21 protein-coding genes and 1 pseudogene are annotated in these 24882 nt (G+C 60.4%); 14 read left to right on the top strand and 8 right to left on the bottom strand.

All coding sequences use genetic code 11. The features are described 5' to 3' along the window. The first annotated feature begins 106 nt into the window (after nucleotides 1-106). From BW43_RS00105 to BW43_RS00115, 3 genes are read left to right on the top strand one after another with little or no spacing between them, the layout of a single operon-like run. Nucleotides 107-481, top strand: a complete 375-nt coding sequence (locus BW43_RS00105) for a GtrA family protein (RefSeq protein WP_032891855.1) — start codon at nucleotides 107-109, stop codon at nucleotides 479-481. Beyond that, a complete protein-coding gene (locus tag BW43_RS00110; protein ID WP_032891853.1) occupies nucleotides 478-1482 on the top strand; it encodes a glycosyltransferase family 2 protein in 1005 nt (334 codons plus the stop codon). Before BW43_RS00105 ends, BW43_RS00110 begins: the two co-directional genes overlap by 4 nt. Further along, entirely contained in the window at nucleotides 1460-2950 is a 1491-nt protein-coding gene (locus BW43_RS00115; protein WP_032891852.1) for a glucosyltransferase domain-containing protein, read from the top strand. Before BW43_RS00110 ends, BW43_RS00115 begins: the two co-directional genes overlap by 23 nt. Here BW43_RS00115 and BW43_RS00120 read toward each other — a convergent pair whose 3' ends face one another. The 6 genes from BW43_RS00120 to BW43_RS00145 form a co-directional block, all read right to left on the bottom strand. Beyond that, the gene (locus tag BW43_RS00120) at nucleotides 2951-4570 is read right to left on the bottom strand and encodes an FMN-binding glutamate synthase family protein (protein ID WP_032891850.1); all 1620 of its coding nucleotides are present in this window, start codon (nucleotides 4568-4570) and stop codon (nucleotides 2951-2953) included. An 81-nt stretch (nucleotides 4571-4651) separates the two neighbouring features. After that, complete coding sequence (locus BW43_RS00125; protein ID WP_155989992.1) at nucleotides 4652-6916, bottom strand: glycoside hydrolase family 3 N-terminal domain-containing protein; 2265 nt, start codon at nucleotides 6914-6916, stop codon at nucleotides 4652-4654. Next, entirely contained in the window at nucleotides 6913-8544 is a 1632-nt protein-coding gene (locus BW43_RS00130; protein WP_032891847.1) for a glucan biosynthesis protein, read from the bottom strand. The genes BW43_RS00125 and BW43_RS00130 overlap by 4 nt, the downstream gene beginning before the upstream one ends. Before the next feature lie 232 nt (nucleotides 8545-8776). Beyond that, complete coding sequence (locus tag BW43_RS00135) at nucleotides 8777-10171, bottom strand: ATP-binding protein (protein WP_032891844.1); 1395 nt, start codon at nucleotides 10169-10171, stop codon at nucleotides 8777-8779. After that, on the bottom strand, nucleotides 10168-11982 hold the full coding sequence (locus tag BW43_RS00140; RefSeq protein ID WP_032891843.1) for a DAHL domain-containing protein: 1815 nt from the start codon (nucleotides 11980-11982) through the stop codon (nucleotides 10168-10170). Before BW43_RS00140 ends, BW43_RS00135 begins: the two co-directional genes overlap by 4 nt. A gap of 10 nt (nucleotides 11983-11992) precedes the next feature. Beyond that, complete coding sequence (locus BW43_RS00145; RefSeq protein WP_371260767.1) at nucleotides 11993-12916, bottom strand: cytochrome-c peroxidase; 924 nt, start codon at nucleotides 12914-12916, stop codon at nucleotides 11993-11995. 380 nt (nucleotides 12917-13296) lie between these two features. On the opposite strand from BW43_RS00145, the gene BW43_RS00150 reads away from it, so the two are divergent. The 3 genes from BW43_RS00150 to BW43_RS00160 are packed head-to-tail and all read left to right on the top strand — an operon-like array spanning nucleotide 13297 to nucleotide 15589. Beyond that, nucleotides 13297-14613, top strand: coding sequence for an HD domain-containing phosphohydrolase (locus BW43_RS00150; protein ID WP_032891839.1), 1317 nt, complete (start codon nucleotides 13297-13299; stop codon nucleotides 14611-14613). A gap of 31 nt (nucleotides 14614-14644) precedes the next feature. Further along, the gene (locus tag BW43_RS00155; protein WP_032891837.1) at nucleotides 14645-15058 is read left to right on the top strand and encodes an NUDIX domain-containing protein; all 414 of its coding nucleotides are present in this window, start codon (nucleotides 14645-14647) and stop codon (nucleotides 15056-15058) included. Nucleotides 15059-15082: 24 nt separating this feature from the next. After that, the gene (locus BW43_RS00160) at nucleotides 15083-15589 is read left to right on the top strand and encodes a GNAT family N-acetyltransferase (protein WP_032891836.1); all 507 of its coding nucleotides are present in this window, start codon (nucleotides 15083-15085) and stop codon (nucleotides 15587-15589) included. Nucleotides 15590-15704: 115 nt separating this feature from the next. Here the strand turns inward: BW43_RS00160 and metR are convergent, their stop codons facing one another. Beyond that, entirely contained in the window at nucleotides 15705-16622 is a 918-nt protein-coding gene (gene metR, locus BW43_RS00165; protein WP_032891832.1) for a transcriptional regulator MetR, read from the bottom strand. A gap of 182 nt (nucleotides 16623-16804) precedes the next feature. On the opposite strand from metR, the gene BW43_RS00170 reads away from it, so the two are divergent. The 5 genes from BW43_RS00170 to BW43_RS00190 all read left to right on the top strand — a co-directional run bounded on the left by BW43_RS00170 (nucleotide 16805) and on the right by BW43_RS00190 (nucleotide 20398). After that, nucleotides 16805-17824, top strand: coding sequence for an alpha/beta fold hydrolase (locus BW43_RS00170; protein ID WP_032891831.1), 1020 nt, complete (start codon nucleotides 16805-16807; stop codon nucleotides 17822-17824). Between the two features lie 54 nt (nucleotides 17825-17878). Further along, entirely contained in the window at nucleotides 17879-18532 is a 654-nt protein-coding gene (locus tag BW43_RS00175; protein ID WP_032891830.1) for a DsbA family oxidoreductase, read from the top strand. Nucleotides 18533-18711: 179 nt separating this feature from the next. After that, nucleotides 18712-19632 carry an arginase family protein gene (locus BW43_RS00180; RefSeq protein ID WP_032891829.1) on the top strand — a complete coding sequence of 307 codons (921 nt, stop codon included), beginning with the start codon at nucleotides 18712-18714 and terminating at the stop codon, nucleotides 19630-19632. Continuing rightward, on the top strand, nucleotides 19629-20009 hold the full coding sequence (locus BW43_RS00185; protein WP_032891828.1) for a transporter: 381 nt from the start codon (nucleotides 19629-19631) through the stop codon (nucleotides 20007-20009). Before BW43_RS00180 ends, BW43_RS00185 begins: the two co-directional genes overlap by 4 nt. Continuing rightward, a complete protein-coding gene (locus tag BW43_RS00190; protein WP_032891827.1) occupies nucleotides 20006-20398 on the top strand; it encodes an EamA family transporter in 393 nt (130 codons plus the stop codon). The genes BW43_RS00185 and BW43_RS00190 overlap by 4 nt, the downstream gene beginning before the upstream one ends. Before the next feature lie 52 nt (nucleotides 20399-20450). Here the strand turns inward: BW43_RS00190 and BW43_RS00195 are convergent, their stop codons facing one another. Continuing rightward, nucleotides 20451-21206 carry a MipA/OmpV family protein gene (locus BW43_RS00195; RefSeq protein ID WP_032891826.1) on the bottom strand — a complete coding sequence of 252 codons (756 nt, stop codon included), beginning with the start codon at nucleotides 21204-21206 and terminating at the stop codon, nucleotides 20451-20453. Nucleotides 21207-21432: 226 nt separating this feature from the next. On the opposite strand from BW43_RS00195, the gene BW43_RS00200 reads away from it, so the two are divergent. From BW43_RS00200 to BW43_RS0127900, 3 genes and pseudogenes are all read left to right on the top strand, one after another. After that, nucleotides 21433-22131, top strand: coding sequence for an MtnX-like HAD-IB family phosphatase (locus BW43_RS00200; RefSeq protein WP_032891825.1), 699 nt, complete (start codon nucleotides 21433-21435; stop codon nucleotides 22129-22131). Then, the gene (locus BW43_RS00205) at nucleotides 22124-23518 is read left to right on the top strand and encodes an aspartate aminotransferase family protein (RefSeq protein WP_032891824.1); all 1395 of its coding nucleotides are present in this window, start codon (nucleotides 22124-22126) and stop codon (nucleotides 23516-23518) included. The genes BW43_RS00200 and BW43_RS00205 overlap by 8 nt, the downstream gene beginning before the upstream one ends. Then, nucleotides 23515-24345: pseudogene (locus BW43_RS0127900) on the top strand (alpha/beta hydrolase); the annotation flags it as partial. The gene BW43_RS00205 and the pseudogene BW43_RS0127900, both read left to right, overlap by 4 nt. Between the last annotated feature and the right edge of the window lie 537 nt (nucleotides 24346-24882).

Below are 24882 nucleotides of genomic sequence, written 5' to 3'. Positions count from 1 at the left end.
ATTACTGAATGTCTCAATTTGCCGCGTCAGATACCTGTTAATTCTGACAGTAGACGGACACATCCCTGGCGTGGCTTGCTGACGAAGACCACGACGGGACTCGCGCATGACCAGACTGTGGAAGGGATTCAGTCGCTACACAGTGATCGGTATCGCCAACACGGTGATCCACTGGCAGCTGTTTTTCTTGTTCCGGACCACCTTTGAACTGAGTCAGGCGGCCAGTAATGTCCTGGCTTTCTGCATGGCGGCGACCTTTTCCTTTTACGTCAATTCGATCTACACCTTTGCCACGCCGGCCTCGTGGCCGCGCTATGCGCTGTTCATGTTGTGCATGGGCGGTTTGAGCCTGGGCGTGGGGTGGCTGTCGGATCGCTGGCGCCTGCCGGGGGTTGTCACGGTACTGGTGTTCTCGCTGCTGAGTCTGGTCTGCGGGTTCCTGCTGTCCCGTTGGGTGGTGTTTCGTGAGCGTGAGCAATGAGGGTTACGCTGGTGGTGCCGGTGTTCAACGAGGAACACGCGATCGGTGCGTTCTACCGCGCCATCCGGCAAGAACCCGGCCTGTGCGAACACCTTGTCGATATCGTGTTTATCAACGATGGCAGCAGCGACCGCACCGAGCAGGTCGCCCGCGCGATTGCCCTGGCCGAGAACCACGTGACGCTGGTGAATCTGTCGCGCAACTTCGGTAAGGAAGCCGCGCTGTTTGCCGGGTTGGAATACGCCACGGGCGCCGCCGTGGTGCCCATGGACGTCGACCTTCAAGACCCGGTCAGCGTGCTCCCGCAGTTGATCGAAAAATGGCAGGCCGGCGCCGATGTGGTGCTGGCCAAACGGCGCAATCGCGCGAGCGACGGCTACTTCAAGCGTCATAGCGCGTCGCTGTTCTATCACTTGCTCAATCGTATTTCCTACACCCATATCGAAGAAAACGTCGGCGACTTCCGGTTGATGGACCGCAAGGTGGTGGACGTGATCAAGGCCCTGCCGGAACAGCAACTGTTCATGAAAGGCGTGTTGTCCTGGGCCGGGTTTAACGTCGCCATCGTTGAATACGACCGTGCACCGCGCCGTGTGGGCCAAAGCAAATTCAACGCGTGGAAACTGTGGAACCTGGCACTGGACGGCATCACCTCGTTCAGCACCTTGCCGCTGCGTCTGTGGAGTTACATCGGCGGGTGCATTTCGTTGCTGGCGCTGGTGTACGCCGGATACCTGGTGGTGGACAAGCTGCTGCTCGGCAACGACGTGCCGGGGTATCCGTCGTTGATGACGGCGATCCTGTTCCTGGGAGGGGTGCAACTGATCGGCATCGGAATATTGGGGGAGTATGTGGGGCGCATCTATATGGAAGCCAAACACCGGCCGCGCTACGTGGTTAAAGGCATTGTCAGTCGCCAGGGGCATGCGCCCGAAGCAGTGGATAGATGGACGCACAGCAACGCAGGAGAGCAGAGTGATGACGGCTCAATGGTCGAGTAAAGAGAGCCTGGTATTTTTTTTGGTGGCCGTGCTGGTCTATGTGTTTCCGTTGATCCTGGCCGACTATTTTTACGTGGAGGACAGTTTTCGAGCGGCCTCCGGATATGCGTCGTGGCGTGCTGAAGGGCGTTTTTTAATTGATGGTTTTTATCATGCCCTGTCTCTGTCCAATGGCGCGCCAGATACGTTCCCTCTGGGGTTGCTGGTGGCGTGCGTGGTCATGGCATTTGCTTTGAGAAAACTGGCCTTTCATTACTTTTCCAGCGTGAATGTTTGTTCCGCGTCGGTGGTGTTGCCGATGTTCTTCAGCCCGCTGTTCCTGAGCGATCTTGCCTATAAGTACGACGGACCGGTGATCACCGTCGGGGTGGCGCTGGTGATGTTTGCGATCACGTTCAAGTGCGAAAGAAAAACCCTCGAGTGGGGCGCAGGCACGGTACTGCTCTGCTGTGCGCTGTGTATTTATCAGCCCCTGCTCAATGTGTTTGTCGGGTTGTGCTGTATCGAGCTGTACAGAGCGATTAACGCTAAAAAAGACACCCGTGACTTGGCGCTATTGGCTGGTGAAAAGCTGACTCAAGCCGCCGCAGCGGCGCTTTTTTATCTATGGGTTGTGGTTCCGTTCATGGGCAAGGAACGCCAGGGGATGCTGGCGTGGGGTGACGATTGGGTATCCATCGTGTTCCAGCGCCTGGAGAATGCCGAAGAGAGAATTCGTCCGCTCTACACCGGCGGCAGTGCATGGCTGTTTGCGGGGATGGCGATACTGTTTGTGCTGGGGTTTATAGGGGCATGGTGGTCGGCATTGCGTGACAGGCCGAAGGCGTCCACTAAAGTCCTGATGAGCCTGGCTTATGTATCGATCGTACCGCTGCTGATCATTTGCGTTCCGGGCATCATGCTGGTGTTCTTCTATGAAAACAGTGATTCGAGGGCAATGTTGGGCGCCGGACCTCTGCTGATGTTCATGCTGCTGGTGATACACCCGTTGCTCAAGGCGCGGCATCGACATCTGACGGTATTGGTGGTGCTGCCCATCATTGTGCTGGTGTCTATTTCCTATAGTTACGGGCGGGTTCTAAGTTTAAAGAAAACGTTGGAAACCAGCGTGATGACGCAGTTGGCCTACTCGATAAATGCTTCCCCGGCGTTGGCGTCGGTAGGGGTTTTTTACTTTAACGCCAGTGCCCAGGATTACTGGTTGCCGGCCTCTGCCGGCACCGTTTCGATCGTGCCGGGCATGCCCTATCTGGTGGCGGCCAATTTTCTGTTCTTGCCGGAAGCATTGGCCAGGATCGGGATCACTAACGTGGTGCAAGCCAGCCATGAACATTCTGCCCGCGTACGACTGGGGCGCGACGCCCGCCCCATCGTCGATACGCTGTTCTATGCCATTTACGTGGAAGGTGGGGACGGGTACATCGTCATGAAAAAACAGCCACGCGAGCATCCCGACAGGGGTTTCTAATCAAGCCGCAATGATCTCACTCGGCTCAAAACTGTCCGCACGCGCCATCTGCCACATCCGCGAATAGAATTCGCCGTTCACCTCGCCGGTGAGCAACTCGCCGGGCTTGAGGAACACATGCAACTGCGAGAACAACTTGATCTCGGTCGCCGACATGCGCCGCACCAGGTGCTTGGCCGACAGTTGCGACGGATGATCCAGGCCTGCCGCCGCGAGCATCTCGGCCAGGGCCTTGAGGGTGTTGCGGTGGAAGTTGAACACACGCTGGGCCTTGTCCGGCACCACCAGGGCGCGCTGGCGCAGCGGGTCTTGGGTGGCGACGCCGGTGGGGCATTTGTTGGTGTGACAGCTTTGCGATTGGATGCAGCCGATGGCGAACATGAAGCCGCGCGCCGAGTTGGCCCAGTCGGCGCCGATGGCCAGGACGCTGGCGATGTCGAAGGCGCTGACGATCTTGCCGCTGGCGCCGAGCTTGATCTTGTCGCGCAGGTTCAGTCCCACCAGGGTGTTGTGCACAAACAACAGGCCTTCACGCAGCGGCACGCCGATATGGTCGGTGAACTCCACGGGCGCCGCGCCGGTGCCACCTTCCTTGCCGTCTACCACGATAAAGTCCGGCAGGATGCCGGTTTCGAGCATGGCTTTGGCGATGCCCATGAATTCCCACGGGTGGCCCAGGCAGAACTTGAAACCTACCGGCTTGCCGCCGGACAGCTCGCGCAGTTGGGCGATGAATTGCATCAGTTCGATGGGCGTGGAGAACGCACTGTGACGCGACGGCGAGATGCAGTCTTCGCCCATCAGGATGCCACGGGTCTCGGCGATTTCTTTAGTCACCTTGTGCTTGGGCAAGATCCCGCCATGGCCGGGCTTTGCGCCCTGGCTCATCTTGATTTCGATCATGCGCACCTGTGGGTTCTGCGCCTGCACGGCAAAGCGCTCCGGATCGAAGCGGCCGTCGCTGGTGCGGCAGCCGAAGTAGCCGCTGCCCAGTTCCCAGGTCAGGTCACCGCCGTTTTCGCGGTGATAGGGGCTGATGCTGCCTTCGCCAGTGTCATGGGCGAAGTTGCCCAGCTTGGCGCCCTGGTTGAGCGCGCGGATGGCGTTGGCACTCAATGATCCAAAGCTCATCGCCGATATGTTGAACACTGACGCCGAGTACGGCTGCGTGCACTGCGGACCGCCGACCATCACGCGAAAGGCGCTGGGGTCACTCAACGGCGCGGGGCGCATGGAGTGGCCGATAAATTCGAAGCCCGCCTGATACACGTCAATCAGGGTGCCGAAGGGCTTGTCGGCGGTTTCGTTCTTGGCGCGCGAGTAAACCAGTGAGCGTTGCGAACGCGAGAAGGGCAGGGCGTCGCTGTCGGACTCCAGCAGGTACTGGCGGATTTCCGGGCGGATGGCTTCTACCAGGTAACGGATATTGCCCAGGATCGGGTAGTTGCGGCGCACCGCGTGGGGACTTTGCAACAGGTCGAAGATACCGATCAGGCTCAACACGCCGGTGACCAGGGTGATGGGCCACAGCCATTCGTGTTGGATAAAGGGAAGGCTGGCGAGGGTGAAAATGACGCACACGGCAAAGAAGGCGTAACGGCTTAGCAAGGACAGGCTCATACGGTTTCCTTGGGTTCGGACTCTCAGGTCGATCCGGCATTCTGCGCCAGTAAGGAAAGCCCGGACAACCCACCGTGGTATTCAGCGAGCGCGTGTGGGGGGCTCGGATGGGCCTGAGGCAGAGAGTTCACGGCTGTCCGTGACCTCGAACCGAGCCTGATGGGTGGTGGTCGAATCGCCGCCGACGAAGACGGTAAAAGTGCCGGCCTCTATTACCGGCGAAAAATGTTGATTGAGCAGTGCGAAGTCCTGTGGGCCAAGATTGAAGTTCACGCTGCGCGTCTCACCGGGCGCCAGGTGGATTTTGCGAAAGCCGCGCAGTTGGCGGACCGGGCGAGTGACGCTGGCGACGTCGTCGCGCAGGTACAGCTGGACGATTTCATCACCGGCGCGCTGGCCGGTATTGGTGACGTTCACGTGAACCGTCAGGGACTCGGTGGACGCTAGCCGCTCGGCGCTTATCCGAGGCGTGTCATAGCTGAACGAGGTATAGCTGAGGCCGAAACCGAAGGGATACAGCGGCGTCCAGAGTTCATCGATGTAGCCGGACTCATAACCGCCGGCACCGGTGGGCGGGCGGCCGGTGTTTTTGTGCGCGTAGTAGAGGGGGATCTGCCCCACGTTACGGGGGACGGTAATCGGCAGTTTGCCGCTGGGGTTGATGTCACCGAACAGAACATCGGCCACCGCGTTGCCCATTTCACTGCCCAGGAACCAGGTTTCCAAAAGCGCCGGCGCCTCGCGCACGGTCTTCGAGAGCACGAGCGGGCGGCCATTCATCAGCACGATGACCACGGGCTTGCCGGTGTCCAACAGGGCACGCAACAACGTGTCCTGGGCACCCGGCAGGCCCAAGTCCGTGCGACTGCGAGCTTCACCGCTCTGATCGGCCCGCTCGCCGAGCACCGCGATCACCACCTCGGCATCGCGGGCGGCCTGCAGGACTTCTGCCAGGTCATCAACCGCGTTGCTGATGGGCGATGCACCGCCCAGGTAAACCACCTCGGTGTCGGGGGCGACGGCATGGCGTATGCCCTGCAAGATCGTGATCGAATCTTCAGGATGAGCCGCCAAGGCCCAGGGGCCGATCGTGGCTTCGGCATCCGTGGCCAGGCTGCCGACCACCAGCACGTTGCGCAGGTGCTTGGACAGGGGCAGCAGTGCGTCGTTGTTTTTCAGCAGCACAATGGATTTCTGCGCAGCCTCTCGGGCCAGGGCCCGGTGCTGCGGTGTCAGGGTATTGGCTCGCTGCCGCGCCTCATTACTGTAGCGGTAAGGGTCATCGAACAGGCCCAGGCGTTGTTTAGTCTGGATGACGCGGCGCACCGCAGCATCCACGGCGGCCATGGGAATCTGGCCAGTGCGTACCAGTGTCGGCAGGTATCGGCGGTACATCTGGCTGGCCATGTCGACGTCCACGCCGGCGGTGAGTGCCAGCCGCGCCGTGTCGGCCGGAATATCCGCTACGCCATGCTGACTCAACTCCCAGATCGCGTTGAAGTCACTGACAATCAGGCCGGTGAATCGCCATTGATTGCGCAGCACACCGGTCAATAACGCGGTGTTGCTGTGCAGGGGTGTCCCGGCTATTTCGTTGAACGAGGGCATGATTGCATCGACGCCCGCCGCGACGGCCGCCCGGAAAGGCGGTAAGTGCACTTCCTGCAAGGTGCGTTCCGACACGTCGGCGACGTTATAGTCCCGCCCACCCTCGGCCGCGCCGTAGGTGACGAAGTGTTTCGCGGTCGTCAGCATGAACGAGCTGTCGTGCGGCCCCGCACCGTGGAACCCCTTTACCTTGGCACTGGCCAGCGCTGCGCCCAAAAACGGATCTTCACCGGTACTTTCCACCACACGGCCCCAGCGCGGGTCGCGGGCGATGTCGACCATGGGCGCGAACGTCCAGTGCACGCCGCTGGCCGTCGCTTCAATGGCAGCCGCGCGAGCGGTGCGCTGCGCCAGGTCGGGGTCCCAGGCCGAGGCTTCCGCCAACGGCACGGGAAATACCGTTCGAAAGCCGTGAATCACATCGAATGCAAACAGCAGCGGTATGTGCAGGCGCGAGTGGGTGACGACGTGTTTCTGCAGCGCGAGAGTCTGCTCGAAACCGTACGCGCCAAGGATCGAGCCGACCATGCTCTCGGGCAGATGCGACTGTGTGCCTTGGTCGATGACAGGGCCGGTCGGTGTGTCCTGAATGCCGAGCTGGCTGAGTTGGCCGATTTTTTCTTCGAGCGTCATCTGTTGCAGCAAGCCTTCCACCCATTCCTGCTCATTGGCCGGCAGGGCCACGGTGGTGACACTGAGCGTCAGGTAGAGCAGCGTCAATTGACGAAAGCGCTTCATTGCCGGTTGCCGGTGTCAGCCATTGAAGCGACACCGATTGCCGTCGAATCCGAGTTGAAGGGGTGGTACTGATACAGCCAAGTCTCTGACAGCGGCTGACCGTCCAGGCGCAGGAACAGGCGCAGCTCCACCGGTTCCTTGCCGTCGACGGTTAAATCGAACTGTGCTCGCCAATGACCGACGACGCCGTCCGGCACGGCTTCGGTGAAGACAAGTCCAAGCTCGCCTCGGGAGCAACTGATCACGGCTTCGGGCTTGACGCCCGGTGCAAGTTTTTCCAACGGCGCGCCTTGAAATTCGACGACAAATTTACGCACTCCCGCGGGACGTGGCTGCCCCGGTTGGCCGCCTTTGCCCAGACGCGTGGCCAAGCACACCGCCAATGGCGAAGCGTAAGGTTCCTGGGCCAGCCAGTGCAGGCGATAACGTAGCGTATAGCGATTGCCCGCTTCGGCGGGGGCCGAGGGCACCCACATGGCGACGATGTTGTCGTGGATCTCATCGTCAGTGCCATTTTCCATCAGTTGTACGCTGCCTTCGCCCCAGTCGCCCAACGGCTCGACCCATAGGCTGGGGCGGCGCTGATAATTCACGCCATCGAGGTAGTGGTCAAAATTGCGGTCACGTTGTAAGAGGCCGAAGCCCTTCGGTTGATGGTCGCTGAACGCCGAAACCACAGTGCGCGGCGGGTTGTTCAGAGGGCGCCAGATGCGCTCGCCGTTGCCGGTCCAGAGCGCCAGTCCGTCGCTGTCGTGGACTTCGGGGCGCCAATCGGAGGCGGTTCGCTTGGCGGTTTCACTGAACCAGAACATCGAAGTCAGCGGTGCAATGCCCAGCCGGCGGACGCTCTTGCGCAGGAAGAACGTGCAGTCGACGTCCATGATCACGCCCTGCGTGCGGTCGATCACGAAACGGTAGGCGCCGCAGATACTGGGCCCGTCGAGCCGCGCGTAGAGGGTCATGGACGTGGCGTGCAGGTCCTTCGGCGGTTCGAACCAGATGTGGGTGAAGGCGGGGAATTCTTCGGCCTTGCCGGCCTCAGCCACGTCCAGGGCAATCGCCCGTGCCGACAGACCGTATTGGTACAACTCGCCGATAGCCCGGAAGTACGATGCGCCAAGAAAGGCCACCCAGTCGTTCTGTTGCCACGGGAGTTTGGTCTGGTTGCCCAGACGGCTTTCCTGGATGCGAAAACCGGCGAATCCACTGTTACGGGGCAAGGCGTGGGCCGGGCTGTCGCCGGGCATGTCGAAGTTCGCCGGGTCGTAAACGATCTCGCGGGCGACGCCGTTGTCCAGCGCATACACCCTCACCGGTGTGCGAAAAAATGATCCCAGATGGAAGAAGGTCACGGGAAACTGCCCCGGCCCCTTGGCAAACAGAGCCAACTCGGGTTTGAAGCGGATTTGGCCGTGGGCGGCGTAGTCGAGTTTAGTCAACAGCGCGTCCGAGTCCGTGTTGGGATAACGGTAGGGTTTCAAGGCATCGGCTTGTGCCTGTTCGATCAAGCCGTCGAAGGAAAAGGGGCCGGCCTGCTCGGCACTGTCGGCAGCCAGGGCGCCCTTGCCCAGATGCGTGAGCAGGGCGGTCAGCGAAGCGTACGCCAGGAACTCGCGACGTGTGGACATGGTGACCATTCCTTGGACGAAGAGGAGCCATCTTCACGGTCAACACGCCGCCGGCCTGCAACCGTGTTGCTTGCCAGGAGTTTCGAGGGGGGGAAGGTGCCTGTCTACTGTCAGAAATAACAGGTCCCAGAGGCAGCTGATGAGCAGGGCAGGCGCGCGGCGCCTGTCATCGGCGCTTATTCAATAGGTCCTCGTTTGGGGCGAGTCCGGAAAAAACGAGACGTGAGGCTGATTACGATGGCGTGTCCCGCGCCACCGTCTGCCGAATCGGCAACACCACGCGAAACGTCGTGCCCTTACCCAGCTCGCTGCTGACGGAAATATCACCACGGTGTTTCTTGACGATGCCGTAGGAGAGCGACAATCCCAAGCCCGTCCCTTCGCCCACCGGCTTGGTGGTGAAGAACGGATCGAAGATCTTTTGCAGCGCGTGCGGTGGAATTCCGCAGCCGTTGTCTGCCACTTCCAGCCAGATGTTTTCGCCCTCCACGCCGTTGCTGATGGTTATGGTGCCGCGCTCCGGCCCCATGGCTTGTGCGGCGTTGATCACCAGGTTCATCACCACCTGATTGAGCTGCGAAGCCAGGCATTCGATGTCCGGCAGCGGCGCGTAATGCTTCACCACATCGGCCTTGTACTTGAGTTCACTGGCGACGATGTTCAGCGTCGAGTCGATGCCTTGTTGCAGATTGGCAAATTGCCAAGTCTGATCGTTGTCCACCCGCGAGAAGTTCTTCAGGTCTTTGACGATCTGGGCCACACGACCTATGCCCTCCTTGGATTCGCGGATCAGGAGTGGAATGTCTTCCTTGAGAAAATCCAGCTCCAGCTCGTTGCGCAAGGACTTCAGTTGATCGCGTTGTTCACCCGGTGCGAGGCTTTCCTCGGCCTGGCGGTAAGCGTCCAGCATCTGTTGCAGCTGGTTGAAGTAGGTGTCGAGGCTGCTGAGGTTGGACGAGATAAACCCCACCGGGTTGTTGATCTCATGGGCCACACCCGCCGCCAGTTGCCCCAGGGACGCGAGTTTTTCCGACTGCACCAGTTGGCTTTCCAGCTGCTTGCGCTCGTCGATTTCCAGTTGCAGCGCCTGGGTGCGTTGCTCCACTAATTGCTCCAAGTGGATGGTTTTCACCGAGGCGCGCCGGGCCATGTCCCATTTGTTAGCCAGGGTGTTGGCCATCTGCTGGACTTCGATATTGTCGAAAGGCTTTTTCAGGATCAGCAAACGATCGTGGCCGTGCAGGCGATACAGCAGGTCATCCCAGGAATAATCCGAATACGCGGTGCACACCACCACCTGCAGGCCGGGGTCGATTTTCCACAACTCCTCGATGGTTTTGGCCCCGTCCCACCCCTGAGGCATGCGCATGTCCACAAACGCCAGCGCGTAGGGTCGTTGCTCTGTCATCGCGGTGATGAGCAGTTGCAGGCCTTCTTCGCCGCCGTAGGCCGAGTGCAGCTCGAAGGTTTGCACCGTGGGTTTGCTGGTGTCGCCAAACAGCGCCGACTCCATCTCATCCAGCGCCTCGTTTGACTCGACAGCGGGCATCAGGATCTTGCGAAAGTCGTCGTGAATCGAGGGGGTATCGTCGATCAGCAAAATACGCCGGTTAGGGGGCTGGTTCATGGCGGGCTTCCGGCAAGGGTGAGAGGGATTTTCAAGGTGAACACCGCGCCCAGGCCCGGCCCGTCGCTGTGGGCGCTGAGCTGGCCGTTCATTTCCACTGCCGCCAGGGCGCAGCTGTGCAGACCGAAGCCGTGGCCTTCCTTGCGGGTGGTGAAACCGTGGGTGAAGATCCGGGTCATGTTTTCGGCGGGGATGCCTTCGCCCTCATCCTTCACGCTTATCTGCAAGGTGCTGTCCTCCAGTTGTTGCACCGCCAGGGTCATCTGTCGTGGCCGGTCGGTGAGGTTGGACATGGCGTGCTTGGCGTTGCTGATCAGGTTGACCATGATCAACAGCAACCGGTGTTTGTCCGCCATGATCTCCGGTACCCGCCCATATTCCTTGACCACCGTGACGTTGTGGCGGCTAAGCGAACCGGCGTTCATGCGCAAGGCGTCCTCCATCAAATCGCTGATGTGCACCGGCTCCATCAGCGTGGACACGCCGGCATAGGATTGCTGGGTGGAGACGATGTCCTTGATGTGATCGACGCTTTTGCTCAGTTGCGCCAGCTCATCGGTCATGGCCTGTTGTTCGACGGCAATGGCGTCCACCAGTTGGTTCAGGTAGCCCGGCAGCAGCTTGCCTTTTTCATCCAAGGTCAGGAAGGCGCCGAGGTCTGCCTGGTGCTCGTTGATCAGTTGCATGGCCTTGCCCAGGCCCAACGCCTTGCTGCTGCGCAGTTTGCGGGTGACCAGCTCGGCGGAGATATTCACGCTGTTGAGCACGTTGCCAACGTTATGCAGCACGTTGGTGGCGATCTCCGCCATGCCAGCCTGGCGCGCGCTGTCCAGCAGTTCGCTCTGCGCATCCTTGAGCTGCTGGGTGCGGCGTTCCACCCGTTGTTCCAGGGTTTCGTTGGCGGCCTGCAACGCTCGGTTGACTCGATTGATCTCGGCAAAACTACGCAGCAGGCGCACGGCCAGGTAGAGCAGCAGCACCACCAGTAACGTCGAGAAAACCAACAGGTAGCGGTGATATTGATGGTCGATCAGGTCAGATGCTTGCTGGTCCTGATCGAAGTGGGTGGTCAAGTCGTCCAGACGCTCGGCCACGGGTATGGAGGCAATGTGTTCGAGCAGGCTGTTGACCACCGGCTGCTCACGCAGAATCAGCGAAATGTGGTTGCTGAGGATGTCTATCGGGCCCTGGAACTCAGCGGGCAGGCTCTCCTTGTTGATTGCCAGCTTGCCCAACCCCACCAGAATATCTGCGGCGCGATCGTCGCTGGTGACCTGGGCGAATTCGAGGCTACTGAGCAACAGGTCGTAAATGTCCGTGGCGACATCCTGCAGTTGCAGGCGGCCTTCATTGTCAATGCGATTGAACTGGGCCTGGATGTCGTCCTCGGCTGTTGGCAAAAACGCCAGGGAATTGCGCAGCACCGCGTTGTGGGACTTGAACTGGTCGATCAGCCTGGCTTTTTCCTGGATCGCCGCCTGATAAGCCTCCTGGCTGGTTTGCCAGCGACTCAGGTCTTGCGGGTCGTGGTAGGTATCGCGGGTATTGAGTTCGGCCCAGAGCCGGGTCATTTCCGTGAGTGGGGTGACCAGCGGATCGTAGTTGTGAGTGATCGCGATCCGCGCCTTAAGCACTTCGCTGTCCCATTGGGCGTTGAGCTGCTGCAACTGGCGGATCAGATCCCGCGATTGGGTGTAGCCGGCGGTCTGGTCGCGTGAAGATTTGAGGTACAAAAACACCAGCGTAGAGGCCAGCAACAGGGTGATCAGGCCAAGCAACACTTGGCTGGTGCGACGGCGGGAGGGGGTCATGACGGTATGCTCATAGGGGCTTGCCTGCCCATTCGCCGGTCAGGGTCTTGAGAAACTGGATAATCAGGTCTTTGTCTTCCTGGGAAGGGTTGCGCCCCAACTGGTACTTGAACATCACATCCACCGCCGCTTCCAGGGTCTTGGCCGAGGCATCGTGGAAGTACGGCGCGGTGACGGCCACGTTGCGCAGGCTGGGCACCTTGAACACGTGGCGATCTTCTTCGTCCAGGGTCAGCAGGTAGCGCCCCAGGTCGGACTCCACCGGGTTGCCGCGCGCCTTGAAGTAATCACCCATCACGCCGAACTTCTGGAACATATTGCCGCCGATATTCACGCCCTGGTGACAAGCGATGCAGCCGTAATCCTTGAAACGCTGGTAGCCGTATTTTTCCTCGATCGTGAGAATCTCCGTGTTGCCCAGCAGGTACTGATCGAACCGCGAGTTAGGGGTGAGCAGCGTGCGTTCATAGGTGGCCAGGGCGTTTTGCACATTGTCGACGGTGACGCCGTCGGGGTACGCCTGCTTGAAGGCGCTCTGGTAGGCGGGCACGTCTGACAGTTTCTGCACCACGGTTTTCCAGTCGCTGCCCATCTCCACGGGGCTGATGACCACTTGTTCGACCTGCGCTTGCAACGTGTCTACGCGGCCATTCCAGAACTGCTTGAAGTTCAGGCTGGCGTTCAAGACCGAGGGGGTATTGATTTGCACCGGTTTGCCGTCGAAACCTATTGAGAACGGCTTGTCGTCAGCGCCGCCGGAGGCCAGCCGGTGACAGCTGGCACAAGACAGGGTGTTATTCACCGACAGGCGCGGCTCATTGAACAGTTGCCTACCCAGCTCGACTTTGGCTGAGTCCAGTACTGGAACCGTCGGCAAAGGTTTGAGTGCCTCATCCAGCGGCGCGGCCATCAGTGACACACTGAGTCCCATCATAAGGACCAGGCCGAAACCGTGAGTTGCGACGTCGCTCAAGCGAGCACTCCTTGCATCGTGTGGACTATTGATAGGTTATCGGCATGGCGCAGCCCAACTGCAGCCGTTGGGCAAAATCCTTTGTCGACGCGGCCTTGCTGAATAGAAAACCCTGGCTCTCTTCGCTCTCCCGGGTTTTGAGGAGGGCCGGTTGCCCGGCAACGTGCTGTTGGGCAACTTGGCGCGGCGGGGCACCGACCTGATGTCACAGCTTAGTCGAGCTCCCTTGAATTCGGCGGCCAGTTGGCGTCAAATCAAGCCCGCGCCTTGGGCGAGGGAACACGGCTTAGTACCAGGGTTCAATTCAGCTCCATTCAGTTCAATGTGAAGGCGCAGTAGGCATGGATGAACAACTTGCGACGAAACCCACTATTTTGCTGGTCGACGATGAAGAGTCGATCCTCAACAGCTTGCGCCGCCTGTTGCGCGGCCAACCCTTCGATGTAGTGCTCGCGGGCAGCGGCGCACAGGCCCTGGAGATCATGGCCGCCCAACCCATTGACCTGGTGATGAGCGATGCGCGCATGCCGGGCATGGACGGCGCGCAATTGCTGGCCGAGGTTCATCGCCTTTATCCCGCTACCAGTCGCATTCTGCTCAGTGGCTACGCCGACCTGCCGACCATCATCAAGGCGATCAACGAAGGGCAGATCCACCGCTATATCGGCAAACCCTGGAACGACGACGAACTAAAGCTGATCTTGCAGCAGGCTCTGGAGCATCAGCGCCTGGAGCGCTTGACCCAGGAGCAGAACGAGCAGCTCAAGGCGCTCAACAACACGCTGGAAAAACGGGTGGCAGCGCGCACGTCCGAGTTGCAGCAAACCGCCGATATGCTCGATCTGGCCTATGACGAGCTCAAGCGCAGCTACGTGACCGGCACCGAAGTGTTTTCGTTGTTGGCCAACCTGCGTCTGCCCAAGGACAAACAGACCAACCGCGCGCTGATCGAACTGGTGCGCGTGTACTGCACCGCCCAGTCCATAGACGACGCCAGCGCCCGTGACTTGGCCATGGCAGCTGCGTTGTACAACATCGGCAAGCTGAGCTGGAGCGACAGCATGTTGATCGAACCGGCCGACAAGCTGCACAGCACCGATCGCGAACGGTACCGCGGTTATCCGACCCAGAGCGAATCGCTGTTGATGACCCTGGAGCCGATGAAGGATGCGGCGCGGATGATTCGTCACCATCAGGAGCGCTGGGACGGCAGTGGTTTTCCCGACCACCTCAAGGGCGATGCGATTCCGTTCGGTTCGCGCCTGCTGAAGCTGGCGGTGGACTTTATCGAACTGCAGAAGGGTCTGATCCTTGAGCGGCATCTGAACAGCGATGAAGCGCTGTTATATATCCGCAAATACGCCGGGCGCCTCTACGATCCAGAGCTGATCGAGGACTTCGTCCAGGCCTGCGCGGCATTTCTCAGTGATGTGACCCTGGGCGACCCGACCGTCAAAGTGTTGAGCACCCGGGAACTGGCCGATGGCATGGTCCTGGCGCGCAACCTCAATGCCGACAACGGGATGTTGCTGCTCAACGCCGGCAAGGTGCTGAACCTGCCGTTGGTGGACAAGCTGATTGCGTTCGAAGCGATGGAAGGCGCCAAGTACAGCGTGTTTATCAAGAAGCCGGACGACACCGAAGCAGTGCTCCAATAATGTTTATTTTTGAATTCAAGGTGTTCAATTCATGCCTACCACTATCCGTATCGCCGCCGCCCTGCTGATCGGCGCTGACGGCCGAACCCTGCTGGTGCGCAAGCGCGGCACCCAGGCCTTTATGCAACCCGGTGGCAAGATCGACGCCGGTGAGCAACCTGCCGAGGCCCTGGCCCGTGAGTTGTACGAAGAGCTGAACCTGCGCATCAAACCCAGCGACGCGGTCTACCTGGGTAACTTCTCGGCCCCTGCGGTCAATGAGCCCGGATTTACCGTGCAAGCTCAATTGTTCCAAGTGCAGATCGATGCGCAGGTCAGTCCGGCTGCTGAAATCGAAGAGGTTCGCTGGATCGACCCTGCCGGTGATGGCGGCCTGGTGCTGGCGCCCTTGACCCGTGACCAGATCCTGCCGTTCTATCGCTCATCGCTGGCCATTACTGCCTGACGCTCAGGCGCAAAGGACTCAAACGTGATCATCCGTACGCTGGGCGGCAACGACGCCGAGGCTTATCGAGCGTTGATGCTGGAGGCGTATGGCGCTTATCCCCAGGCATTCACCTCCAGTGTGGCCGAGCGCGCAGCCATGCCGTTGAGCTGGTGGGAAAAGCGTCTGGACGGGCGCCAGGATCGTTTGCTCGGCGCGTATTCAGGGGATGAACTGGCTGGCATCGTCGGCCTGGCGTTCGAGCTTCGGGAGAAGGCGCGGCACAAAGTGACCTTGTTTGGGATGTACGTGACCGAGGCTTATCAGCAGAAGGGCTTGGGCCGACGGTTGGTGGAAGCGGCGCTGGATGAAGCGCGCCAACATCCGCGCCTCAAAGTCATCCAACTGACCGTCACCGCCGGCAACGATGCAGCGTTTGCGCTGTACCGACGTTGCGGATTTATCCAGTACGGCCTGGAGCCGCTGGCGGTGCGGGTGGGCGTGGATTACTTCGATAAAATCCACATGTGGCGCGAACTCAAGGCTGACTGAGATCCAATGAGGGAGGGTGCTAGCCCCCCGATAGCAGAGTGTCAGCAAACAGAAATGTTGAATGTGCAATCGCCATCGGGGGCAAGCCCCCTCCCACAGTTGGAACTGTGTGGTTTCAACGCACCGCGCTGACTCCGTCCAAAGTGGAAAACGACGTGTCCTTGGCCGTCAGCAAAAAGTCGCGCATATACGGCGCATCCAGCATGTCCGCACGAATCCCCGCATACAGCGTCGCAAACAAACCTTTCTCACCCAGGCGCTTGGCCTTTACGTAGCCACGCGAGCTGTATTCATGCAGCGCCCAATGGGGCATGCCGCACACGCCACGGCCGCTGGCGACCAGTTGCATCATCATCACCGTCAGTTCCGAGGTTCGCACCTGGGCCGGCTCGATGTCGGCGGGCTCCAGGAAGCGGGTGAAGATGTCCAGACGATCGCGCTCCACCGGGTAGGTAATCAAGGTTTCGGGAAGCAAGTCTTCGGGCACGATGAACGACTTGCTCGCCAGCGCGTGCTGATTGGCCACCGCGAGCATGGCTTCGTAAGTGAACAGCGGCACATAGGTGATGCCCGGCAGTTCCAGCGGGTCGGAGGTCACCACCAGGTCGAGGTCGCCACGGGCGAGGGCCGGCAGCGGCGCGAAGGCGAAGCCTGAAGCCAGGTCCAGTTCGACTTCGGGCCAGGCATCGCGGAACTGGTCGATGGTTGGCATCAGCCACTGGAAGCAACTGTGACACTCGATCGCCATGTGCAGACGCCCGGCGGTGCCGCCGGCCAAACGTGCGATGTCGCGCTCGGCGCCGCGCAGCAAGGGCAGGGTGGCGTCGGCCAGTTGCAGCAGGCGCAGACCGGCGCTGGTGAAGCGCAGCGGTTTGGTCTTGCGCACGAACAGTTGCATGCCCAGGCGTTCCTCCAACTCCTTGAACTGGTGGGACAGCGCCGATTGCGTCAGGTGCAGGCGCTCAGCGGCTTCCACCAGGCTGTCGGCTTCGCGCAGGGCGTGCAGGGTCTTGAGGTGACGGATTTCGAGCACGTGCTCTCCATGAAGATAATTTGTGACGAAGTTGAATAGCGTGAGTTTGTCTCATGTTGCAAGGCATGTCGACCACGACCACTGGGCACTCTTCATCAAACTGTCATGGAAGTGTGGCAGCGCGCTTGAACAAACTTCATCAGACTCGCGCTCTACTGGGGTTCTGCGTTTCGGTGTTTTTCATGCGCGTGTTGCTTTTACTGGCCGCCTTATTGTTCGGCCTGCCGTCTTTTGCGGCGTCTCGATGTGATGTCAATGTCCCGACCCAAACGGTCGACCTGGAAAAGGTGAGCATCGCCTACCAGAGTATCGGCCGTGCGTCCGATCCGGCCTTGCTGCTGGTGATGGGCTTGGGCGGGCAGTTGATCCACTGGCCGGACGAAGTGGTGGTTGCCCTCTGCCAACAAGGCTTTCGGGTGATCCGCTATGACAACCGTGATGTCGGCCTGTCCACTTGGCGCGAGGCGCCGGCCAACGCCAATCTCACGTTTGAAGTGCTGCGCTACAAGCTCGGCTTGCCGGTGGCGGCGCCTTACACCCTGACCGATATGGCCGATGATGCGCTCGGGCTGATGAGCGCGTTGCAGATTCAACAGTTCCACGTCCTCGGCGCGAGCATGGGCGGCATGATCGCCCAGCACTTGGCGGCCATGGCGCCGCAGCGGGTGGAGAGCCTGACCTTGATCATGACCAGCTCTGGCGCTGAAGGCTTGCCGGCACCGAGTGCGGCGCTGGTGCAACTGTTGTCACGGCGCGGCGCGCCCAATCGTGAAGTCGCGTTGGAGCAACAGGCTGACTTGCTGGCCGCGCTGGGCAGTCCGACTATCAAGGATGATCGCCAAGCGTTGCTGCACCAGGCGGCGCTGTCCTACGACCGCGCCTTCAACCCGGAGGGCGTGAAACGCCAGATCATGGCGATTCTCGCTGAGCCAAGTCGCGTGCCGTTGCTCAACCAGTTGCGCGTGCCGACCCTGGTGGTCCACGGCACCGCCGATCCGTTATTGCCGGTGATGCACGGCGTGCACCTGGCGGCACATATCCAGGGCAGCCAATTGAAGCTGATTCCCGGCATGGCCCATCGTTTTCAGGAAGCCTTCAAGGCGCCGCTGCTGACGGCCGTGTTGCCGTACCTGCAAGCTCATCGTGAAGACGCTGCCCATTGGGCGCAGATTGATCAGGCGGCGCCTGCGAAGCTGCTGTGAGGTGGTGTATCGTGCAACCTTTGCGGCGTATGACTGCCAACGAGGTTGCCTACCATGAGTACTCCCCTGAAAATCGATTTCGTCAGCGACGTGTCCTGCCCCTGGTGCATCATCGGCCTGCGCGGCCTGACTGAGGCCCTCGACCAACTGGGCACCGAGGTGCAGGCCGAGATTCATTTCCAACCGTTCGAACTGAACCCGAACATGCCCGCCATGGGTCAGAACATCGTCGAGCACATCACTGAAAAATATGGCTCGACCGCCGAAGAGTCCCAGGCCAACCGTGCGCGTATCCGCGACATGGGCGCCGAGTTGGGCTTTGCCTTCCGCACAGATGGCCAGAGCCGTATCTACAACACCTTCGATGCCCACCGCCTTTTGCATTGGGCTGGCCTTGAAGGTTTGCAGTACAACCTCAAGGAAGCGTTGTTCAAGGCCTATTTCACCGATGGCCAAGACCCGTCCGACCACGCCACCCTGGCGATTATTGCTGAGAGCGTCGGCCTGGATATCAAGCGCGCCGCCGAGATTCTCGCCTCCGACGAGTACGCCGCCGAAGTCCGTGAACAAGAGCAGTTGTGGACCTCCCGTGGCGTGACGTCGGTGCCGACCATCGTGTTCAACGACCAGTACGCCGTTAGCGGTGGCCAGCCGGCGGAAGCCTTTGTGGGCGCGATTCGCCAGATCATCAACGAAGCCCGAGCCTGACCGTGTTCCCATGTGGGAGGAGGCTTGCTCCCGATAGCTGAGTGTCAGTCAACACGTGTATTGACTGAACCACTGCTATCGGGAGCAAGCCCCCTCCCACATGAGTTCTGTGTGAATCTGAATATCTCGCTGGCCCGCCCCTTGCATTGACCCCCTAAAGCCATAGGGGAAACATTACCTTGAACATTCTTGACCTCGACCACAGCCTCACCGGTCAGGCACCGATTGCCCGGCGTTTGGCCAGTGGCCGTGCCACGCGCATCGACCTGCTCGACCTGGGCCCTAAGCTGCGCCTGTGGTCCACCGAAAAAACCTGGAAACGCTTCGCTGAACGCTTGGCCCAGCGGCCACGGCCCACGGATGCGCGACCGGAAATCCTGTTTGTCGGCTCCGGCGATTATCACCACCTCACGCCAGCATTCCTTGCCGATCTCAAAGAACCCATCAGCCTGATCCACTTCGACAACCATCCCGATTGGGTGCGCTTTGCGCCCAAGCGGCACTGCGGTTCGTGGGTCAACCGCGCGCTGAAGATGCCGGCGATCAAACGCATCGTCACCCTCGGCCCGTGCAGCGATGACCTGCACAACCCGCAGCTGCGCGGCGGCAACCTTGGTGCGCTCAAGCGCGGGCATTTGCAGCTGTTCCCGTGGCAACACCCGCCGTCGAAAGTGTGGGGCAGGGTCGGCGATGGCGCCGGTCACCAGCAGCAGGAAAACCACCTGCACTGGCGCAACCTGGCGGAGCTGGATTGGGCTGCATTCCTGGAGCAGATGATCAGCAGCCTGCCCACTGACGCGATCTGGATTACCGTCGACAAAGACGTGCTCGCCAGCGAAGACGCGGCGACTAACTGGGACCAGGGCGGCATGCGCCTGACCCACTTGCTGCAAGCCTTGCGCGCGCTGGCGGCACGCAAGCGCATCATCGGTATCGACGTGTGCGGCGAGTTCGCTACACCGGCCTTCAGCAATGCTTTCAAGCGCTGGGAAGCCAAGTCTGACCAGCCTTCAGCGGAGCGTTGGAGCCCCGAGGATTTGCAGCGCAATGCCGCCACCAATGAGGCCCTGATCGACCTGTTTGAGGAGCTGTTCCCGTGACGTTGACCGTGGTGTTGCTGGTGGCGTTTTCCATCGTGCTCGATGTGATCGGCCAGTTGTGTTTCAAGCTCGGCCTGGACCGTTTGCCGGAGCTGGAAGGTGGCTTTCGCCTGAACGCGTTCTGGGGCCAGGTGTTTAATGCGCCGTTGCTGTGGGCGGGGATCGGGGCCTACGTCATTGAGTTTTTCATCTGGCTGGAAGCCTTGTCCCGCGCGCCGTTGAGCCTGTTGTTTCCAGCCGCTGCGCTGGCGTATTGCGGGGTGGTGCTGGCGGGCAAAGTGGTGCTGGGCGAAACCGTCAGCCGCCGCCGTTGGCTGGGCACGCTGGTGATTACCTTGGGGGTGATGTTGGTGGCGATTGCAGGGAGTCAGGCATGAATTCGCACGCGTGGTTGCATGGGCGTTTTGGCACCGTGGTGCTATGGGCCTTACTGATCTGCACCGAGAGCGCCGGGCAGTTATTTACCAAAGTCGCCGGTGACCAGTTGGGGCAAATGGATTTCAACTGGCAGTGGCTGGCCGACGTGGCGCGGAACCCTGGGATCCTCGCAGCGATTGCCTGCTACATCGGCGCGTTTTTCGTGTGGATGCTGATCCTGCGGCGCAGCAGTTTGTCCTTGGCGTTTCCGCTCAGTTCACTGGTGTTTGTGGTGGTGCTACTGGGGTCGTGGCTGGGGCTGGGGGAACATATCAGCCCGCTGCACTGGGTAGGCGTGGCGGTGATTATCGGTGGGATAGCGCTGCTGGCCGAAGGCGAAGAAAACTGAAATGCGGACCCATGTGGGAGGGGCAAGTCCCTCTCACATGAGGCCGAAGTGATCAATCGAACGTGTAGCTGATCGCCGTCTGTACCTGGCCCTGGTTCACGTCGCCGGTCTGCTTGACGATGCTGCTGTTGGCCGCCGAGCCCACCAGGTGCACCCAACTTGCGCTGGTCAGCAGTGACCAATTGGGCGCCAGGGGGAATTGGAAACTCTGGCTCAGGGTTACGTTCTGGAAGCCGCCACTGGCGTTGTAGGCCTTGAAGCCTGTGGCCGCCGCCTCGTTATCATCCACCCCGAAAAACGTCTGGGTCTGGCGTGCATCGGCGAAATGCGCCACCAGGCCACTGCTGCCGATGATTCCACCGCCCAGCGGGTAACCGAGCTCACCGCCGACCTTGCCCAGCGCGCCGCTCTGGGAGTGCCCGCCACCGACGGCCTGGCCCAACTGGGCGTAAACCCGCCAGAAGTCAGCCGGCGCGTACTGGATAAAACCCCCGACCTCGGCCATGTCCGACACATTGCGCATCCCCTGCAGCGAACCGTTGGAGGTGCGCCCTTGCAAGTAATTGATATACGGACCGGCACTTAAACCCTGTGTGTTCAGCGCGCTCCATCTCAGCCCGTCGTCGGTGCTCAGGCTCACGTTGCCCCAGTCGAGGTCGAGATAGGGCACGGGCCGGGTTTCGTAGCGGCTGCCGGTCGGGTCGTGGGGTTGGTAGCTGACGCCTGCGCCGACGTCACCGCTGATGCCTTCGGCCTGGGCGGCGAGGCTCAGTAAACCGGCGAACGCCGCGCATGTGATCCTCAACATGGTCACAGTTCCTAAGTGAATACACGCGCATGAACGCGCAAACCATCGCCCCCATGCAAGCACTCATCTTGTTTGTAGCAAGCTACAAAAATTGTAGCTCTGACGACACAAATTCCCCGCTCACACCCGTTAAACCCCCAGCCCTGCGGGGCTTTAACCAATTGGCACACTCCCTGCTCTAGCCCTGATGAAAGCGCAGACAGCGCACTCCATCAAGGTAACCACAATGATTGATTGGCATATCGTGTGCGACTTCGACGGGACCATCACCCCCACCGATGTCATCGACAACGTCCTCCAACGCTTCGCCGGCCCCGAATGGGAAACCATCGAGCAGCAATGGCTGGATGGGCATATCGGTTCACGCGAATGCCTGAGCCGCCAACTGGCGTTAATCAAGGCCACCCCCAGCGAGTTGCTGGCGTACTTCGACAGCGTTGAGATCGACCCGGATTTCCCGGATTTCGTCGATCACGTGATCGGCCTGGGCGCGTCCATTGAAGTGGTCAGCGACGGCATCGAGCAAGGCATTGCGCGGATCTTGTCGCGCAACTACGTGACCTTGCTGCCGATCCTCGCCAACCGCCTGCGCCAGGTCGACCAGAACAGTTGGCGCATCGATTTCCCCTATTCCAGCGATGCCTGCCGCGCCGCGTCCGGCAACTGCAAGTGCAAATCCACGCCGCGAAACAAGCGCGTGCTGGTGATCGGCGACGGCAAGTCCGACATGTGCGTGGCGTCCACCGCCGACTTCGTGTTCGCCAAAGGCAGCCTCGCCCAGTACTGCGAGGCCAACAACATCCCTCACGCGCGCTTCGACACCTTCGCCGAAGTGCCTGCGTTGCTGGCCCGACTGCCTCAGGGCATCGCCGCCAACGCTACCTCCTTCACTGCCGACACTCAGGAAATTTTCCACCATGTCTGATATCCGCATCGCTACCGCCGAAGACCAGGTCCTCCTGGATAAAGAAGCCAAATACTGCTCCTACGGCGACACCGTTCACTACATCGAACCGCCGCGTATTTTCAGCCGCTGCGAAGGCTCCTATGTGTGGGACACCGAAGACCAGGCCTACCTCGACCTGCAAATGTGGTACTCCGCGGTCAACTTCGGCTACGCCAACCCGCGCTTGAACAATGCGCTGAAACAGCAGATCGACACCCTGCCGCAAATCGCCAGCCAGTACCTGCACAAAGGCAAGATCGAGCTGTCGGAAATGATCGCGGTGGACGCCAAGAAGAAATTCGGCCTCGACGGTCGCGTGCACTTCAACGTCGGCGGCTCGCAGTCGATTGAAGACTCCCTGAAAGTGGTGCGTAACGCCACCAACGGCAAAAGCTTGATGTTCGCCTTCGAAGGCGGCTACCACGGGCGTACCCTCGGCGCCTCGTCGATCACCTCCAGCTACCGCTACCGCCGCCGCTACGGCCACTTCGGTGAACGCGCGCAGTTCATCCCGTTCCCGTACCACTTCCGGGGCCCCAAAGGGATGACCAAGGAAGAGTACGGCAGCCACTGCGTGCAGCAATTTGCCCGCCTGTTCGAGACCGAATACAACGGCGTGTGGGACCCGAAAGTCGGCCAGAGTGAATACGCCGCGTTTTACGTCGAGCCGATCCAGGGCACCGGCGGCTACGTGATCCCGCCGATGAACTTCTACCGCGAACTCAAACACGTGCTGGACCAGCACGGCATCTTGATGGTGTCCGACGAAATCCAGATGGGCTTCTACCGCACCGGCAAGTTGTGGTCGATCGAACACTTCGACGTGCAGCCGGATGTGATCGTGTTCGGCAAGGCGCTGACCAACGGCCTTAACCCTCTGGGCGGCATCTGGGCCCGTGAAGAGTTGATCAACCCGAAGATCTTCCCGCCGGGTTCCACCCACTCCACTTTCGCCTCCAACCCGTTGGGCACGGCGGTGGGCCTGGAGATGTTCAAGATGACCAACGAAGTCGACTACGGCGCGATGGTCATGGCCAAGGGCAAGTTCTTCCTCGAAGGCCTGCAGGACCTGCAGAAACGTTTCCCGATCATCGGCGACGTCGACGGTCTGGGCCTGGCGCTGCGCTGCGAAATCTGCGGACCGGATGGCTTCACACCGGACAAGGCGACCCTGGACTACATGGTCGAAGAAGGCATGAAGGGCGACATGGTGGTGGATGGCCAGAAACTCGGCCTGATCCTCGACGTGGGCGGTTACTACAAGAACGTGATCACCCTGGCACCGTCCCTGGAAATCAGCTACCCGGAAATCGAACTGGGCCTGAAGCTGCTTGAGCAGTTGCTGGTGCGAGCGACCAATCGGTGAACAGTGCAGAGATCGACCTCGGTGAAGGTGATGCCGGATTCGTTCTCGGTGATGGTCCGGTCGGGATCCTGTTGATCCACGGCCTGACCGGCACTCCGACTGAATTGCGCCAGGTCGCTAAAGGCCTGGCCAAGGCCGGCAATTGCACGGTGTACGTGCCGACGCTGGCGGGGCACTGCGGCGATAACAGCGACCTGCAGGCCACCGGCTGGCGCGACTGGTATGAAGGCGTGCGCAAGACCTTCGTACAGATTAAGCGGCGCCACGCACAGGTGTTCGTTGGCGGTTTGTCCATGGGCGCGGTGATGTCGATGTACGTGGCCTCGGAACACCCGGGGCAGGTCGCCGGGCTGCTGATGTATTCGACCACCTTGAAGTACGACGGTTGGAGCATCAACAAAATGGCGTTCATCACGCCGTTGCTGATCCGGATTCCCTTTGGTGTGCGTCTGTTTCGCTTCACTGAGAAACCGCCCTACGGCATCAAGAATGAGCGCCTGCGGGCGATTGTCGAACGCCAGATGAAAGAGGGCGAGAGCAGCGAAGCGGGGTTGTTGACCATGGAAGGCGTCACCGTGCGCGAGTTGCATTGGATGAACGCAGTGGTCAAAAAACGCATGCCCCGGATCAACGTGCCGGCGCTGGTGCTGCACTCCATCGAGGACGACATCACCAGCCGCTGGAACGCCGACTATGTAGAGCGCCACCTCGGCGGCCCAGTTACCAAGATTCTGCTGGATAACTGCTACCACATGATCACCGTCGACCTGCAATACCGGCGGGTGATTGAGTTGAGTGCTGCGTTCATCGAGCGGCATACATCTGCAGCGGGCTGCGGCTCAGTGTTTGCTGAGCAGGGGTTTTGTGGTGGGCAGGGCTGTAGTGGTGAGCAGAGAGGTTTTGGTGTGCAGGGCTGTAGTGGTGAGCAGAGGGGTTTTGGTGTGCAGGGCTGTAGTGGTGAGCAGAGGGGTTGTGATGTGCAGGGCTCCAGTGGTGAGCAGGCTTGCCCTGCGCTGGGGGGCGAAGCCGCCCCAAAACCTGCCATTGCGGTCTAGCTGGAGAAACTCGTTGCCTGGAGTGGGGCTGCTTCGCAGCCCAGCGCGGGGCAAGCCCGCTCACCACAAAAAGTACCGTTCACCACAAAAGGTGCCATTCACCACAAAAAGTACCATTCACTACAAAAAAACCGTTCATCACAGATAGGCCCATTCACCTCAAAAAATCGCCGGCCCCAGGCCCTGAATATGGAAACGATGTGATCACCACCCAATCCTTACCCACCCTCCGGACCCTCCAGAGTGTTGTGGTGTGCAGGGCTCTAGTGGTGAGCAGGCTTGCCCTGCGCTGGGTGGCGAAGCCGCCCC

It is taken from the genome of Pseudomonas sp. RIT357 (genome assembly GCF_000632245.1).
Classification (GTDB): Bacteria; Pseudomonadota; Gammaproteobacteria; order Pseudomonadales; family Pseudomonadaceae; genus Aquipseudomonas; species Aquipseudomonas sivasensis.
This window is presented reverse-complemented; position numbering and strand designations above follow the sequence as displayed.